This is a genomic window from Pseudarthrobacter sp. CC4 (assembly GCF_048957775.1).
Classification (GTDB): domain Bacteria; phylum Actinomycetota; class Actinomycetes; order Actinomycetales; family Micrococcaceae; genus Arthrobacter.
In genome coordinates this window covers 12,117-24,925 of the sequence record NZ_JARCCZ010000008.1, presented here as the reverse complement: position 1 = coordinate 24,925, position 12,809 = coordinate 12,117, and the positions used below count along the sequence as shown (strand labels likewise).

At 66.6% G+C, this 12,809-nt stretch carries 15 protein-coding genes; 9 read left to right on the top strand and 6 right to left on the bottom strand.

The annotated features are described in order from the left end of the window. Window positions 1-41: 41 nt before the first annotated feature. The 4 genes from PV768_RS06905 to PV768_RS06890 all read left to right on the top strand — a co-directional run bounded on the left by PV768_RS06905 (window position 42) and on the right by PV768_RS06890 (window position 3,865). On the top strand, window positions 42-560 hold the full coding sequence (locus PV768_RS06905) for a universal stress protein (protein WP_321214801.1): 519 nt from the start codon (window positions 42-44) through the stop codon (window positions 558-560). Between the two features lie 287 nt (window positions 561-847). After that, on the top strand, window positions 848-1,195 hold the full coding sequence (locus PV768_RS06900) for a metal-sensitive transcriptional regulator (protein WP_157240226.1): 348 nt from the start codon (window positions 848-850) through the stop codon (window positions 1,193-1,195). Window positions 1,196-1,253: 58 nt separating this feature from the next. Further along, entirely contained in the window at window positions 1,254-1,493 is a 240-nt protein-coding gene (locus PV768_RS06895; RefSeq protein ID WP_157240224.1) for a heavy-metal-associated domain-containing protein, read from the top strand. Window positions 1,494-1,519: 26 nt separating this feature from the next. After that, window positions 1,520-3,865, top strand: coding sequence for a heavy metal translocating P-type ATPase (locus tag PV768_RS06890; protein ID WP_421092612.1), 2,346 nt, complete (start codon window positions 1,520-1,522; stop codon window positions 3,863-3,865). Window positions 3,866-3,874: 9 nt separating this feature from the next. Here the strand turns inward: PV768_RS06890 and PV768_RS06885 are convergent, their stop codons facing one another. Then, window positions 3,875-4,147, bottom strand: a complete 273-nt coding sequence (locus tag PV768_RS06885) for a DUF2277 domain-containing protein (protein ID WP_157240222.1) — start codon at window positions 4,145-4,147, stop codon at window positions 3,875-3,877. Window positions 4,148-4,360: 213 nt separating this feature from the next. Between PV768_RS06885 and PV768_RS06880 the strand changes: the two genes are divergently transcribed. Then, window positions 4,361-4,624, top strand: a complete 264-nt coding sequence (locus tag PV768_RS06880; protein WP_157240220.1) for a WXG100 family type VII secretion target — start codon at window positions 4,361-4,363, stop codon at window positions 4,622-4,624. Between the two features lie 60 nt (window positions 4,625-4,684). Here PV768_RS06880 and PV768_RS06875 read toward each other — a convergent pair whose 3' ends face one another. Continuing rightward, window positions 4,685-5,728 (bottom strand): EamA family transporter, encoded by a 1,044-nt coding sequence (locus tag PV768_RS06875; RefSeq protein ID WP_421092611.1) that lies wholly within the window; start codon window positions 5,726-5,728, stop codon window positions 4,685-4,687. Between the two features lie 72 nt (window positions 5,729-5,800). Here PV768_RS06875 and PV768_RS06870 point away from each other — a divergent pair, with 72 nt between their 5' ends. Then, on the top strand, window positions 5,801-6,346 hold the full coding sequence (locus PV768_RS06870; protein WP_157240216.1) for a CGNR zinc finger domain-containing protein: 546 nt from the start codon (window positions 5,801-5,803) through the stop codon (window positions 6,344-6,346). Here the strand turns inward: PV768_RS06870 and PV768_RS06865 are convergent. From PV768_RS06865 to PV768_RS06855, 3 genes are all read right to left on the bottom strand, one after another. After that, the gene (locus PV768_RS06865; RefSeq protein ID WP_321214805.1) at window positions 6,343-6,711 is read right to left on the bottom strand and encodes a hypothetical protein; all 369 of its coding nucleotides are present in this window, start codon (window positions 6,709-6,711) and stop codon (window positions 6,343-6,345) included. The genes PV768_RS06870 and PV768_RS06865 overlap by 4 nt on opposite strands. A 103-nt stretch (window positions 6,712-6,814) precedes the next feature. Beyond that, complete coding sequence (locus tag PV768_RS06860; protein WP_321214806.1) at window positions 6,815-7,405, bottom strand: hypothetical protein; 591 nt, start codon at window positions 7,403-7,405, stop codon at window positions 6,815-6,817. A 59-nt stretch (window positions 7,406-7,464) separates the two neighbouring features. Continuing rightward, complete coding sequence (locus PV768_RS06855; RefSeq protein ID WP_321214807.1) at window positions 7,465-8,817, bottom strand: MATE family efflux transporter; 1,353 nt, start codon at window positions 8,815-8,817, stop codon at window positions 7,465-7,467. 107 nt (window positions 8,818-8,924) lie between these two features. Here PV768_RS06855 and PV768_RS06850 point away from each other — a divergent pair, with 107 nt between their 5' ends. Together PV768_RS06850 and PV768_RS06845 are read left to right on the top strand one after the other, a co-directional pair. Continuing rightward, window positions 8,925-9,359 (top strand): DoxX family protein, encoded by a 435-nt coding sequence (locus PV768_RS06850; protein WP_321214808.1) that lies wholly within the window; start codon window positions 8,925-8,927, stop codon window positions 9,357-9,359. A 134-nt stretch (window positions 9,360-9,493) separates the two neighbouring features. Then, on the top strand, window positions 9,494-10,465 hold the full coding sequence (locus PV768_RS06845; RefSeq protein ID WP_421092610.1) for an acyl-CoA thioesterase: 972 nt from the start codon (window positions 9,494-9,496) through the stop codon (window positions 10,463-10,465). 27 nt (window positions 10,466-10,492) lie between these two features. Here PV768_RS06845 and dnaB read toward each other — a convergent pair whose 3' ends face one another. Beyond that, the gene (gene dnaB / locus PV768_RS06840; protein ID WP_321214810.1) at window positions 10,493-11,875 is read right to left on the bottom strand and encodes a replicative DNA helicase; all 1,383 of its coding nucleotides are present in this window, start codon (window positions 11,873-11,875) and stop codon (window positions 10,493-10,495) included. A gap of 657 nt (window positions 11,876-12,532) precedes the next feature. On the opposite strand from dnaB, the gene PV768_RS06835 reads away from it, so the two are divergent. Further along, complete coding sequence (locus PV768_RS06835) at window positions 12,533-12,808, top strand: hypothetical protein (protein WP_157240209.1); 276 nt, start codon at window positions 12,533-12,535, stop codon at window positions 12,806-12,808. Window position 12,809 lies beyond the last annotated feature (1 nt).

Below are 12,809 nucleotides of genomic sequence, written 5' to 3'. Positions count from 1 at the left end.
CCTCCCTGTGCAGGGGCCTTTCACTAGGCGGACAATGAGCTATGACGTCTGATCGATTCAACGGCACGGCCCCGCTCCTGGTGGGTGTCATGCCCAAGCAGCATCCCGAAGTCCTGCAGACTGCTGCAACCCTCGCTGCGCAGCTGGGCGTCCCGCTGGTCTGCGCCTACGTGGACGAGGCCAGCTATCTCGTGGAGTGGGACCCGGCGCGCTCCGCCCACCGGCTGTCCCTCCATCCGGAGGCGGATGACCAGGAGATCCGGTCCCTGACCTTGGAACTCACAGCAGTCATCGAAGCCGCGGTGGCAAACGTGCCGGGAGGGGCAGACAGCGTGAAGTGGACACTGCGGACACTGGCCGGAGATCCCGCACGCGGCCTCTCGCAGCTTGCTGCGGAAACCAATGCGCCGATGATTATCGTGGGCACCTCGGAGCGGGGGTTCTCGCACCGCCTCGCGGAGGCCCTGAATGGATCGGTGGGCGCGTGGCTCAGCCATCATCAAAGCAGGCCTGTCCTGGTGGTTCCCTACCGGATGCCCGCCCATGAAGACCGGCCGTGATCGGCGCCATCCCGGCCCCGATCAGGCCTCCGTGGTGACTCGGATAATAAAGCGAAAGTAGTTATTCGGGGCGCTGGCGGTCCGCGCTACCAGCCAGTAAGCTGATTCAAGCAGACCGGCACCAACCGCAATTGGCGCCGGATTTGCCCAAAAGCCGCTCCGGAGTGCGTATCCCCCAATAACGCACTCCGGAGCTTTTTTGTGCCTTCTTTGGCCGTGGACACCTTCGCAAAGATACCCCCTGGGGGTACTTGATCGAATACCCCTGAGGGGTATAGCCTGATGCCATGGACAGCATCGAAGAAGCGGTTGCGCCCGGGCCCGGGACGGCGCACCTGCCGACGCACGGCTACACCGGCAATAAGGACGCATACCTTCGCAGGCTCAGGCGCATTGAGGGCCAGGTCCGCGGGATTGCGCGCATGGTGGATGAGGACAAATACTGCATCGACATCCTCACCCAGGTATCCGCCGTCACCAAGGCCTTGCATGCGGTGAGCCTGGGGCTGATGGAGGAACACATCGGCCACTGCGTGGTGGGAGCCGCCTCCGAACCGGACCCGGCAGCACGCGCGGAAGCAATAGACGCCAAGGTCAAGGAAGCGGCAGACGCCATCGGCCGGTTGCTTCGCTGACCCGCCCATTACCCGATTACGTGCCGGCCACCGCCGGCCACCCCCAAAGGAGCAAGCCATGAGCACCACCTCCCCCGCCACCACCATCGTCAGCGTGTCCGGAATGACCTGCGGCCACTGCGTCTCCGCAGTCAGCGAAGAACTCGAAGCCTTGGCGGGCGTCGAAGAAGTGGACGTCGAACTGAACGCCGGGGGCATTTCCACGGTGACCATCACCTCGAGCAAGGAACTCTCCCCTTCCGAGATCGGCGAGGCAGTGGCGGAGGCCGGCTACCTGGTCGTCGCCAATGAAGCCTGAAGACCACCACTGACACGGGGATCCGCATGAGCAACCAGGACCTTCTCCACCAGCCCGGCACCCGGGTGGTGGAGCTCGATATTGAGGGCATGACCTGCGCCTCCTGCGTCAACCGGGTGGAGAAGAAACTCGGCAAGCTCGACGGCGTGCAGGCCACGGTGAACCTCCCCCTCGAATCAGCCCACGTGACCGTTCCGGCCGGGGTCACCGACCAACAGCTCGTAGACACGGTCAATGCGGCAGGTTACAAGGCCACGCTTCGCAAGGCTCCGGCAGCGCAAGCACCTTACCCTGCCGGCGGAGGAACCGAGGTGCTGCCCGCAACCGGGGCCGCCGTCGGCGACCACGCGGCCCATGGCGGCGCCGCGCAGCTCCGCCCCCGGCTGATCCTGGCAGCAGTCCTGACCGTCCCGGTCTTCGTTATTTCCATGGTTCCCGCGGCCCAGTTCCCTCACTGGGGGTGGGTGGCCGCGCTCCTGGCGCTGCCGGTGGTGACCTGGGCGGCCTGGCCGTTCCACCGCGCGGCGGCCATCAATGCGCGGCACCTGGCGTCCACCATGGATACCCTGGTTTCCATCGGCGTGACGGCCGCGTACCTGTTCTCGGCCGGGCAGTTGCTGGTGGATCCGCGCATGACGGAACACCCGGGGATGGAAGGGATGGAGGCCGGCGGCCTCTACTTCGAGGTGGCGGCCGTTGTCACAACCTTCCTGCTCCTGGGCCGCTACCTGGAAGCCAACGCGAAGCAGAAAGCCGGCGACGCCCTGCAGGCCCTGCTGAACCTGGGCGCAAAGGATGCCAACATCCTGCGTGGCGGCACCGAACAGCGGATCCCGGCCGACCGGCTCCAGGTGGATGACATCCTGGTGGTCCGGCCCGGTGAAAAGATTGCCACCGACGGCGTGGTGGCAGACGGGATTTCGGCCGTGGACGCTTCCCTGGTGACCGGCGAGTCGGTACCGGTGGAGGTAGGCCCCGGCAGCCGCGTCACGGGCGCCACCATCAACACGTCCGGCCACCTGCTGGTGCGCGCCACGCGTGTCGGCTCTGAAACAACCCTCGCCCAAATAGCCCGCCTCGTGTCCCAGGCCCAGACCGGCAAAGCGCCCATAGCCCGCCTTGCGGACCGCATCAGCGCCGTGTTCGTTCCCGTGGTCCTGGGAATCGCCGCGCTGACGTTCGCGTTGTGGCTCCTCTTTACGGGACCCGACGTAAGCAGTGCTGACCTGCGCTCGGCCTTTACCGCCGCCGTCGCCGTCCTGGTGATCGCCTGCCCGTGCGCCCTGGGGCTTGCCACCCCGGTTGGCCTGCTGACCGGAACCGGGCGCGGGGCCCAGCTGGGCATCCTCATCAAGGGGCCGCAGGTCCTGGAGGACACCCGGACGGTGGACACCATCCTGCTGGACAAAACGGGGACCGTCACCACCGGCGTCCTTGCCGTGGACGCGGTGCTGGCCTTCGAGGGCTTCGCGGAGGGTGGCGTCTTGCGGCTGGCCGGCGCCGTGGAGGCGGCGTCCGAGCATCCGGTGGCCAGGGCTATCGCGGCCGCCGCCCATGGGGGCACCAAGGGGATCCACACAGCGGACGACGGCGGCGCCCTCCCGGCCGTGCAGGGCTTCCGTTCCGCCCCCGGCGGGGGCGTTTCGGGAACCGTCGAGGGCAGGCTGGTTGCTGCCGGCCGCGCGGGGTGGCTGCAGGAGAACGGCGTCACCATTGCGCAGGAACAGCAAGCCGCATTGTCGGCGGCGGAAGCCACGGGCGCCACCGCCATTTGGGTTGCCGTGGACGGCACTCCCGCCGGCATCATCAGCCTGCGCGACACCGTCAAGGAAGGCTCCGCGGCCGCCGTCGCGCGCTTGAAGGCGCTGGGCCTGCGCCCCATCCTGCTCACGGGTGACAATGCGGCCGTCGCCGCCCAGGTGGCCGCCGCCGTCGGCATTGACAAGGAAGACGTTTTTTCAGGGGTGCTGCCGGAGGGGAAAGTCGAGGCGGTGCGCAGGCTGCAGGCCGGCGGCGCCACCGTGGCCATGGCCGGAGACGGCGTCAATGATGCAGCGGCACTCGCCCAGGCGGACCTCGGGATCGCCATGGGCTCCGGCACGGACGTGGCCATTGAGGCGGCAGACCTGACCGTGATGGGCAACGACCTTGCCCAGGTGGCACAGGCGATCGAGCTCTCGCGGAAGACCCTGGCCACCATCAAGACCAACCTGTTCTGGGCGTTCTTCTATAACGCCGTCGGCATTCCGGTGGCTGCGCTCGGCCTCCTCAACCCGATGATCGCAGGTGCCGCGATGGCCGCCAGTTCGGTGCTGGTGGTGGCCAACTCGCTGCGGCTGCGGAGCTTCGGCAGGCAGCCCGCAGGCAGGTAGTCCGGGAGGTCAGGCCGCGCCGTACCGGACGGCGGCGCGGGCCTTGGCCTTGGCCGCCTCGGTTTCGCGGTCCTTGGGAGGCGCCTGCGACACCAGCGAGTCAAGGAGATGCTGCGTGATGTGGGCGATCTCGTGGACCGCCTCCTCAAAGGCTTCCTGGTTGGCCCTGGAGGGCTTGGTGCTGCCGCTGATCTTCCGCACATACTGCAGTGCAGCCGCATGGACCTCCTCGGACGTGGCGTGCGGCTCGAAGTTGTGAAGGGTTCGGATATTCCGGCACATACAGCCATGCTAGGCTCTGGAACGCCTGCGATCGACCCCTTCCGCGGGCCCGCAGGGGCTGCCGTCCATGGGGAGTCCGGCATGGGCAGGGCTGCCCATCGACACTGTTTTGCGGACCGGGGTAGGTTTTAGGCAATGGATCTTCCGGATGAGCCGGGGGGCCGCGGGGGATGCCGACCTGGTTCGGATCCACGATCTAACAAGGAGAAACCAATGGCCATGTGGGGTGCAGACGTTCAGCAGCTTCGTCAGCTGGGCAGCAAGCTTCAGGAGGGCGCGTCACAGATCGAGACGCAGAAGTCCAATCTCACCAGCTTGCTGAACAGCACCGACTGGAAGGGGCCGGACGCGGACAAGTTCCGCGAGGAGTGGTCCGGAACCCACACCACCCAGCTGACCAAGGTGGCCGAGGCTTTGAAGGAAGCCAGCACCCGCGCCAAGCGGAACGCCGATCAGCAGGATCAGGCTTCCAACTAGCAACGCGGCTGCGAAAGCTAACGCACAGAGGGCCCGGACACCAGTCCGGGCCCTCTGCTTTTAAGGGACGGGCTCGACGTCGTTCGCGTGTTCCAGCGGGGACGCCGCCCTGGGCGGCTCCTTGCCGCCCGCTCCCGCCGACGCCGGCGCAGGGCCCCGGAGTTCGTCCAGCCGGACCAGGATGACACCGCCGACGATCAGCGCTCCGCCGACGAGCTGGATGGCGCCCGGAAGCTCACCAAGCAGCAGCCAGGCCCAGATGACGGCGAAGAGTACCTCTGTCAGCGACACGAAAGAGGCCACCTTCGATCCGAGCGCCCGGGCGGCCATGATCCCGGACACGTACGCCAGGACCGTCGCCAGGACCACGAGGCCCGCCAGCGGGACCCACCACGGGGTGGTCCAGGGGCCGAGCCTGGTATCGGCTGCGCTGAAGGCCATCGGCAGCAGGCCGGTGGCGGCGGAGAGCCACATAGCGGCCGCACCCACCAGCAGCCCGCCGGAGGCCAGGACGATGGGCGGCAGGGAGTCGTTCTCCTTGGCCGTAATGAAGAAGTACATGGCAAGGCAGACGGCGGCCGCAATTCCCCAGAGGACACCAATGACGTCGATCTTCACGGCGCCTGTGAGGTCCAGCACGAGAACCAGGCCGGCAAGGGAAAGCAGGGTACCGCCGAACGTCAGGGCACGCGGCCGCCTGCGGCTGGCAGCCCACAGCCACAGCACGATGATGACCGGAGCCAGGTATTCAAGCAGGAGCGCCACGCCCACGGAGAGCCTGGCCACAGCGTTGAAGTAGAAGAGCTGGCAGGCCGCCACGCCGATCAGCCCGAAGAGGAGGATGGTCACCCAGTTGTTCCGCAGCTGGTGCCAGCGTCCCCGCAGGGCTGGAACCGCGGGCACGGCGAGAATCACGGCGGCACCCGTGAGCCGGGCAGTGACGGCGGCTCCCGGGGACCAACCGGTCTCCAGGAGCGCCTTGGCGAAGGACCCGGAGAGGCCGAAGACGGCGGAGGAGAACAGGGCTATGCCCAGGCCGGAGGCGAGGAAGTTCAGCTTGCCTGCGGACAGGCGGCCGGGCGCGCGGTTGCTCGCAACGGACATTGAGCACCTCCTGTCAGGAGTAAAGTGGGATTATGGTCATGACAGTACGGGACGGCACTGTAAGGAGTCAAGATGGTCTTTGCCCCTGACACCGAGGTGGCGCTGCGGACGGTGGTGAATCTGGTCAATTCAGCGGCAAATGGGGCCGAAGGCCTTGCCACGCAGGCGGACCTGGACCGTTTCCTGGCGGCTGAGGGTTTCACCGGCTCCCGCACCAGGGATCAGCAGGAACTGGAAAGCGTCCGGCAGTTGCGCCGGCAGCTCGCAGAGCTTTGGACAGCGGATGAAGATGCGGCTGTCCGCACGGTGAACCGCCTCCTGCGCGAGGCGCGCGCGCTCCCCCAGCTGGTCAAGCACGACGACTGGGACTGGCACCTGCATGCCACCACACCGGACGCCCCGCTGGTGGACCGGATGAGCACGGAGGCCGCGATGGCGCTGGCGGATGTCATCCGCGGCAAGGAGATGGACCGAATGCGCACCTGCGACGCAGAGGATTGCGATGCGGCGGTGCTGGACCTGAGCCGGAACCGGTCGAAGCGCTACTGCGACACCGGCAATTGCGCCAACCGCGCACATGTCGCCGCCTACCGTGCCCGGCAGGCGGCCTCGGGCTAGTGGCCGCCCGGCGTGTCCGGGTGATCAGGGCTGTCGGCGGAGGCGGGTGGCTCCTGGGGGCCCGGGGCGCCAAAGCCGTGGGAGGGTTTCCGGGCCGAGCTGAGGTTCACGCCGGACCCTTTACCCAGATGCTCGGCATTTTCCTTGTAGCTCATGGAGAGCATTGCGGCGACCACCAGGGTGACAATGAAGGCGATGCCGGCCGCGGTGAAGGCCAGGTCGAAGCGGGGAGTCCGCGCACTGCCGCCCGAAGCAAAAACGACAACGGCAAGGAAGGCGACCACAGCCCAGAACGCGGAGAACATCAGGGGCCCCTTCACCGAGGTCCGCAGCCTGCGCGGTTTTCCTGGATGCTGGTCTGCCACGGTGATTCCTCCCTGCAGGCGGCACGCCGGCCGGCCTGGATCAAGTATTGCGGTGGTTTGCCCGGCCAATTTTCTACAAGGAGTAGAACCGCGCTTTCCTAGTTTACGGCTTTCCGGCGGCGTGGCCGGCATCGTGCCGAAGCGTCAGGCCCGAAAGTACCCACAGCACGCCGGAAATAATTGCTCCTCCGCCAGCCACCCCCAGCAAAGCGTGGGCACCCAGGCCGATGAAGAACGGCAGCAGGGCTGCGGTTCCAAGGCCTATGGCTCCGGAGGTGATCCAGTCCCGGGAGAGCACGTGGCGGCCGCGCAACATCAACCCGCAGAGCAGTTCAAGCGCTCCCGCCACACCAAGGCCCGTTGCGGCCACCACGCCAAACAGCAGGTCCCCGTGCAGCAGGACCAGGGAAAGTCCCGCGCCGGCCAGCACTGCGCCTGCCGCCGAGAGCATCTTGCCCGGAGCGCCATCCCGCTGGAAGCCTGCAGCCTGGATACCCCGGAGGAGGAGCGCGCCGGTGGCCAGGAGATACAGCCCGCCGGCCCAGCCCATGACCTCCACGGAGGGCGCGGCCCAGAAGATGGTGACTGCGCCGAACACCAGCGCTGCCGCCGAGCGCAGCAGGACCGGCTGCCAGAGGTCTGGCCGGGGGGCGGTTCCGGGGGCGGTGCCTGCGGGTGTCCTTGGTTGCGTCACCGGTCCAGTTTAGTGGCGGCGGTGCGCTGGCAGAACTTCGGCGCCTGTTCCCGCTGCCCCTACCCCGAACCGAGCACCATCCAACGGTCGGACCGGGCACGCAGGCCCAGGGTCAGGGCGCGCGCAGCCATGTAGCCGAGGGCAAAGGCGGCCCACAGCCAGCCAAGGCCTGCGGCACCCGATAGGCCGGGCAGCGCCACGGCAATCAACAGCGGCACATAGACGGCAAGATTCAGGACCCCGGCCAAGGCAAGGTACTTTGCGTCCCCGGCGCCGATCAGCACGCCGTCCAGCACAAACACATAGCCGGCTATGGGCTGGCCCGCCGCGACGACCCAGAGGGCAGTGGCCAGAACCGACTGCACCTCGGGATCGGACGTGAAAAGGGCACCCGCCCAGGGGGCCGCCAGTGCCAGGAGCACGCCCGTCGCCACGCCAAAGCCCAGGCCCCAGCGGATCATGGTGCGGGTCAGGAGGCGCGCCTTGGCGGCATTCGATGCGCCCAGCTCCTTGCCGATCAGGGCCTGGGCGGCGATCGCCAGGGCATCCAGGGCGAAGGCCAGGAAGGAAAAAATCGTCATTGCCAGCTGGTGGGCTGCCAGGTTGACCGCCCCTTGCGCGGTGACCACCAGCACTGTGGCCAGGATCGCGATCCGGAGGCTCAGTGTGCGCAGCATGAGCCAGGACCCCACCCGCGTCATACTGCGGATCCCCCGCCAGCTTGGCAGCAGGCTCACCCCGCTGCTCACTGCGTTCCCCCTGACGATGACCAGGTAAACGCCCGCCATCGCCCACTGGGCCACGCTGGTTCCCACCGCGGAGCCGGTCACCGACCAGCCCAGCCCGTAGACCAGCCACAGGTTCAGGACGATGTTGAGGCCAAAGCCCGCCGTGGCCACCACCAGCGGGGTCCGGGTGTCCTGAAGGCCGCGTAGGAGGCCTGTGCCGGCGAAAATCAGGAGCATGGCCACCAGCCCGGGCATGGACCAGCGGAGGTAATCGACGGCGAATCCCCGCACCTCGCCTTCCGCCCCCAGAAGGCCGATCAGCGGGTCCGCGGCCAGGAACCCGGCCACGGCCAGGACGAGGCCCAGCAGCAGTGCCAGCCAGACGCCGTCGCGGCCGGCTGCCAAGGCCTTGCCCGGCTGGCCGTCGCCGATGGCGCGGGCCACGGCAGGGGTAGTGGAGTAGGCCAGGAAGACCATCAGGCCGACGGCGGTGTGCAGCACCGCCGAGGCGAGTCCGACGCCGGCCAGCTGGGCCACGCCCAAGTGGCCCACAATCGCCGAGTCGGCGAGCAGGAACAGCGGCTCGGCCACAAGCGCACCAAAAGCGGGGACGGCAAGCCGGAGGATCTCCCGGCGCTGCCCCCTGGATGGCGCAGCAGTGGTGGGGGCAGGTAAGCGGGGCACGATGCCAGCCTAATCCGCCGGCCGCGATCGGGCCTGTGCGCATGACAAGGAACACATTGTGACGATTTAGTTGACACTTCAACCATCGGGCCGGAAGACTGGAATGCATGAACCAGTCACGACTTACCACCACCGCCGTTACTGCCCTCCGCATCATCCTGGGCTTCCTCTTCGCCGCCCACGGCTGGCAGAAGTTCAACGAATGGACCATCGCCGGCACCCAGGCGTCGTTCGCCAAGATGGGCGTTCCGGCAGCGGAAATCGCAGCCCCCGCAATCGCCGTCCTGGAGTTCGCCGGCGGCATCGCCCTGATCCTGGGCATCCTCACCCGCGTGGTTGCAGCCCTCCTGGTCCTGGACATGCTGGGGGCCCTGGTCCTGGTCCACGCCTCCGCCGGAGTTTTTGCCGCCAACGGCGGGTACGAGCTGGTGCTGCTCCTCGCGGCCGCAGCCTTCGCCCTGGCCCTCACCGGCGCCGGACGCCTCTCAGTGGACCGGGCCCTCTTTGGCCGCAGCAACTCCAAGTTGTCTGTCCTCGCCTAAGCCGAACCTCCGGCCATGGCCGGGAACCGCTCGACGGCGGGTGCCCACTCCGGTGCGCACCCGCCGTCGGCCTTTTCATCACCCGAAACAGGCCTGACTGCTGGTTAACCCAATGGCGTCAGTATGATCGCACCATGACCGACACCCCTGCCTCCAACTCCGTGACCCTCCGCTTCCTCGCCGCCCCGATGGACGTGGGACACAGCGGCTCGGTGGATGCCGGGACGGTCCTGGAGTGGGTGGACAAGGCCGCGTATGCCGCGGCGGTGGGGTGGGCGAAGTCCTACTGCGTGACTGCCTATGTGGGAAACATCCATTTCGCCGATCCGGTCAACAGCGGGGACATGGTGGAGGTGGAAGCCACCATCGTCTACACCGGGCGGTCCTCGATGCACATCCGCACCGTGGTTTCCTCCGGGGATCCCAAGGGCGGTCCGGCCACTATGCGAAGCCAGTGCATGGTGATTTTCGTGGCCGTCGGGGAAGACGGGAAACCCATCCCGGTGCAGCAGTACGAACCCGTCACCCCGGCGGAAATCGAGCAGCGGGACCACGCCCTGGCCCGGATCAAGGTGCGGGAACAGATTGTCGAAGCCATGAACCGCCAGGAATATACTGATGCGGGCACGGCCGAACGGGTGACGCTCCGCTTCATGGCTGCGCCCACGGACGTGAACTGGGGCGGAAAAGTGCACGGCGGGATCGTCATGAAGTGGATCGACGAAGCAGCCTACGTCTGCGCCTCCCGGTACTGCGGCATGAACACAGTGGCCGTATTCTCCGGCGGCGTCCGGTTCTACCGCCCGTTGCTGATTGGCCACGTTGTGGAGGTGGAAGCCCGCCTGGTGTACACGGGGACGAAGGGCATGCACATCGCAGTCCACGTCCGCTCCGGCGATCCCAGGAGCCGCGACATGAACCTCACCACCTATTGCCTGACGGTGATGGTGGCGCGCGACGCCGAAGGCAACTCGGTGCCTATCCCTGCCTGGGTGCCGGTCAGCGAGGAGGACAAGCGGCTGCACGCCCACGCCCGGGAGCTACTCGAGATCCGGGGCACCGCCCCGGGCAACCGCCTGCCGAACCACCTGCTGGCGCAGGGCTAAGCGCCCCCACCCGCCGGCGCGTGGCTCCTAGAAGCCCCCGCCGCCGGCGTCGGCCGCCATGTTGGCAAACCGGGAGTAATGGCCCTGGAAGGCCACCACGATGTCCTTCGTGGGACCGTTACGGTGCTTCGCAACCAGGATGTCGGCTTCGCCGGCGCGCGGCGACTCCTTGTCATAGACATCCTCGCGGTGGAGCAGGATCACCATGTCCGCGTCCTGCTCGATGGATCCGGATTCACGGAGGTCCGAAACCATGGGCCGCTTGTCCTGGCGCTGCTCAGAGCCACGGTTCAGCTGGGACAGTGCGATGACCGGGACCTGCAGTTCCTTGGCCAGGAGCTTCAGCGCGCGCGAAAACTCGGATACTTCCTGCTGGCGGGACTCCACCTTCTTGCCGGAGCTCATGAGCTGCAGGTAGTCGAGGATCACCAGCTTGAGGTCATGCTGCTGCTTCAGGCGCCGGCATTTTGCCCGGATCTCCATCAGGGACATGTTGGGGCTGTCGTCAATGAACAGCGGGGCGTCGTTCATCCGGCCCATGGTGGTGGCGATCTTGGACCATTGCTCGTCCTTGATGGTTCCCTTGCGGAGATCCTGCAGTCCGATGGTTGCCTCCGCGGAGAGGAGGCGCATGGCGATTTCGTTCCGGCCCATTTCGAGGGAGAACATCACCGTGGAGAGGTTGTTCTTGATGGCAGCGGAGCGGGCAAAATCCAGTGCGAAAGTGGACTTACCCACAGCCGGGCGGGCGGCGATGACGATCATCTGGCCCGGGTGCAGTCCGTGGGTGAGCTCATCCAGCTCGTAGAACCCCGTGGGGACGCCGGTCATTCCCTCGCCGCGGTGCCCGGAGGCCTCGATCTCGTCCACTGTGGACTCCATGACGTCCTTGAGGACAACGTAATCCTCGGCAGTGCGCCGCTCGGCCACGGCGTAAACCTCGGCCTGGGCCTGGTTGACCAGGTCCTCCACCTCACCGTCCGAGCCGTAGCCCAGCTGGACGATCTTGGTTCCGGCATTGACCAGGCGCCGGAGGACGGCGCGCTCAGCAACGATTTCGGCGTAGTAGCCGGCGTTGGCCGCCGTGGGGACGGTCTGGATCAACTCATGCAGGTAGGCGGGGCCGCCGATCCGGTTGATCTCGGCACGCTTGGTCAGTTCGTCCGAGACGGTAACAGCGTCCGCCGGTTCGCCGCGGCCGTAGAGGTCGATAATGGCTTCGTAGATGGTTTCGTGGGCGGGGCGGTAAAAGTCCTGTCCCCGGAGAATTTCCACCACGTCGGCAATGGCATCCTTGGACAGCATCATGCCGCCCAGGACGGATTGCTCGGCAGGGATGTCCTGCGGTGGCTTTCGGCTCGCGTCTGATCCGCGGGTTGTTTCGACCGGGTCAAGATGCGCGATTGACAAAATTGCCGTCCTCCATGTGAGCCGGGACCTGAGGTCCCGGCGGTGATCCATCCTGGTGTGGCGTTGCCCGAAGACCGCGCACCGCTACCTGTTCAGGTCTACCAGCAGGGTGTGACAACGCGGGGCCACGCCCTCCGGAGACGGCATGGCGCGAGTTATCCCCACTATCCACAGGTTTTCCACAGCGGGCGATTTCTTCCGGATCCGGCGGCTCCACAGGCTGCCTTCAGCAGCAAAGCGGAACCAGCAGGACCCTGAAGAACAGGTACCCCGCTACGCTAGCCCCCTCCGCTCCAGCTGCAAAGCCAGCGGTGCCCGAGCCCTGTGGACAACCTGTGCACTAAGGGGCATAGCTTGTGCACAGCCTGTGGGAAAGGTTGTGGACAGCAAAAAACTTTACCGGGTGATATGCGCTTGACCTGCGGAAACATTAGCACCAGCATGTGGAGTAAATATTTCTTCCCGGGAATTTCATCCACAGCCCATATGGCCGCCAGTGGCCATAGGTCGCCGCGCGGCGGGCAGTGACCCAGTTCATCTGCGAACCCGTGGCCTTCGTCATATGCCGCTGCGGATGTCTGGCGTCGGGCAGGCCGCCCCATATGCACAACAGTGAATATTGCTGTGGATAAACAGGAACTGGCATAAGCTCTATGTATGGGCGAACTACTGCTGGTTCTGCTGCCGGCGATCGTCTTGGCGGCGCTTATTTGGGGGCTTGCCACGGCCCTCAGCCCACGCGATTCAGGCGTCTCCGACGCCGAGAAGTACCAGCGGGACCTCGCCGAACGTTCAGCCCGGCACTATGCCGCGCAGGTCCAGGCGGCCACCGCCGCGCGGGCCCGCCTCGAGGCCATTACGCGGCCAAGCCAGAACGCCCAGGCGATGCACTCAGATCTGGCTGCCACCAGGAAGTACACAGAACGGCAATGAA

Excerpts from the sequence above, each read along its gene's own strand:
- PV768_RS06895 (WP_157240224.1), top strand. The coding sequence starts at position 1,254 with ATGAGCACCACCTCCCCCGCCACCACCATCGTCAGCGTGTCCGGAATG.
- PV768_RS06850 (WP_321214808.1), top strand. The coding sequence starts at position 8,925 with ATGAACCAGTCACGACTTACCACCACCGCCGTTACTGCCCTCCGCATC.
- PV768_RS06870 (WP_157240216.1), top strand. The coding sequence starts at position 5,801 with ATGGTCTTTGCCCCTGACACCGAGGTGGCGCTGCGGACGGTGGTGAAT.
- PV768_RS06875 (WP_421092611.1), bottom strand. The coding sequence starts at position 5,728 with ATGTCCGTTGCGAGCAACCGCGCGCCCGGCCGCCTGTCCGCAGGCAAG.
- PV768_RS06845 (WP_421092610.1), top strand. The coding sequence starts at position 9,494 with ATGACCGACACCCCTGCCTCCAACTCCGTGACCCTCCGCTTCCTCGCC.
- PV768_RS06835 (WP_157240209.1), top strand. The coding sequence starts at position 12,533 with ATGGGCGAACTACTGCTGGTTCTGCTGCCGGCGATCGTCTTGGCGGCG.
- PV768_RS06890 (WP_421092612.1), top strand. The coding sequence starts at position 1,520 with ATGAGCAACCAGGACCTTCTCCACCAGCCCGGCACCCGGGTGGTGGAG.
- PV768_RS06880 (WP_157240220.1), top strand. The coding sequence starts at position 4,361 with ATGGCCATGTGGGGTGCAGACGTTCAGCAGCTTCGTCAGCTGGGCAGC.
- PV768_RS06885 (WP_157240222.1), bottom strand. The coding sequence starts at position 4,147 with ATGTGCCGGAATATCCGAACCCTTCACAACTTCGAGCCGCACGCCACG.
- PV768_RS06905 (WP_321214801.1), top strand. The coding sequence starts at position 42 with ATGACGTCTGATCGATTCAACGGCACGGCCCCGCTCCTGGTGGGTGTC.
- PV768_RS06900 (WP_157240226.1), top strand. The coding sequence starts at position 848 with ATGGACAGCATCGAAGAAGCGGTTGCGCCCGGGCCCGGGACGGCGCAC.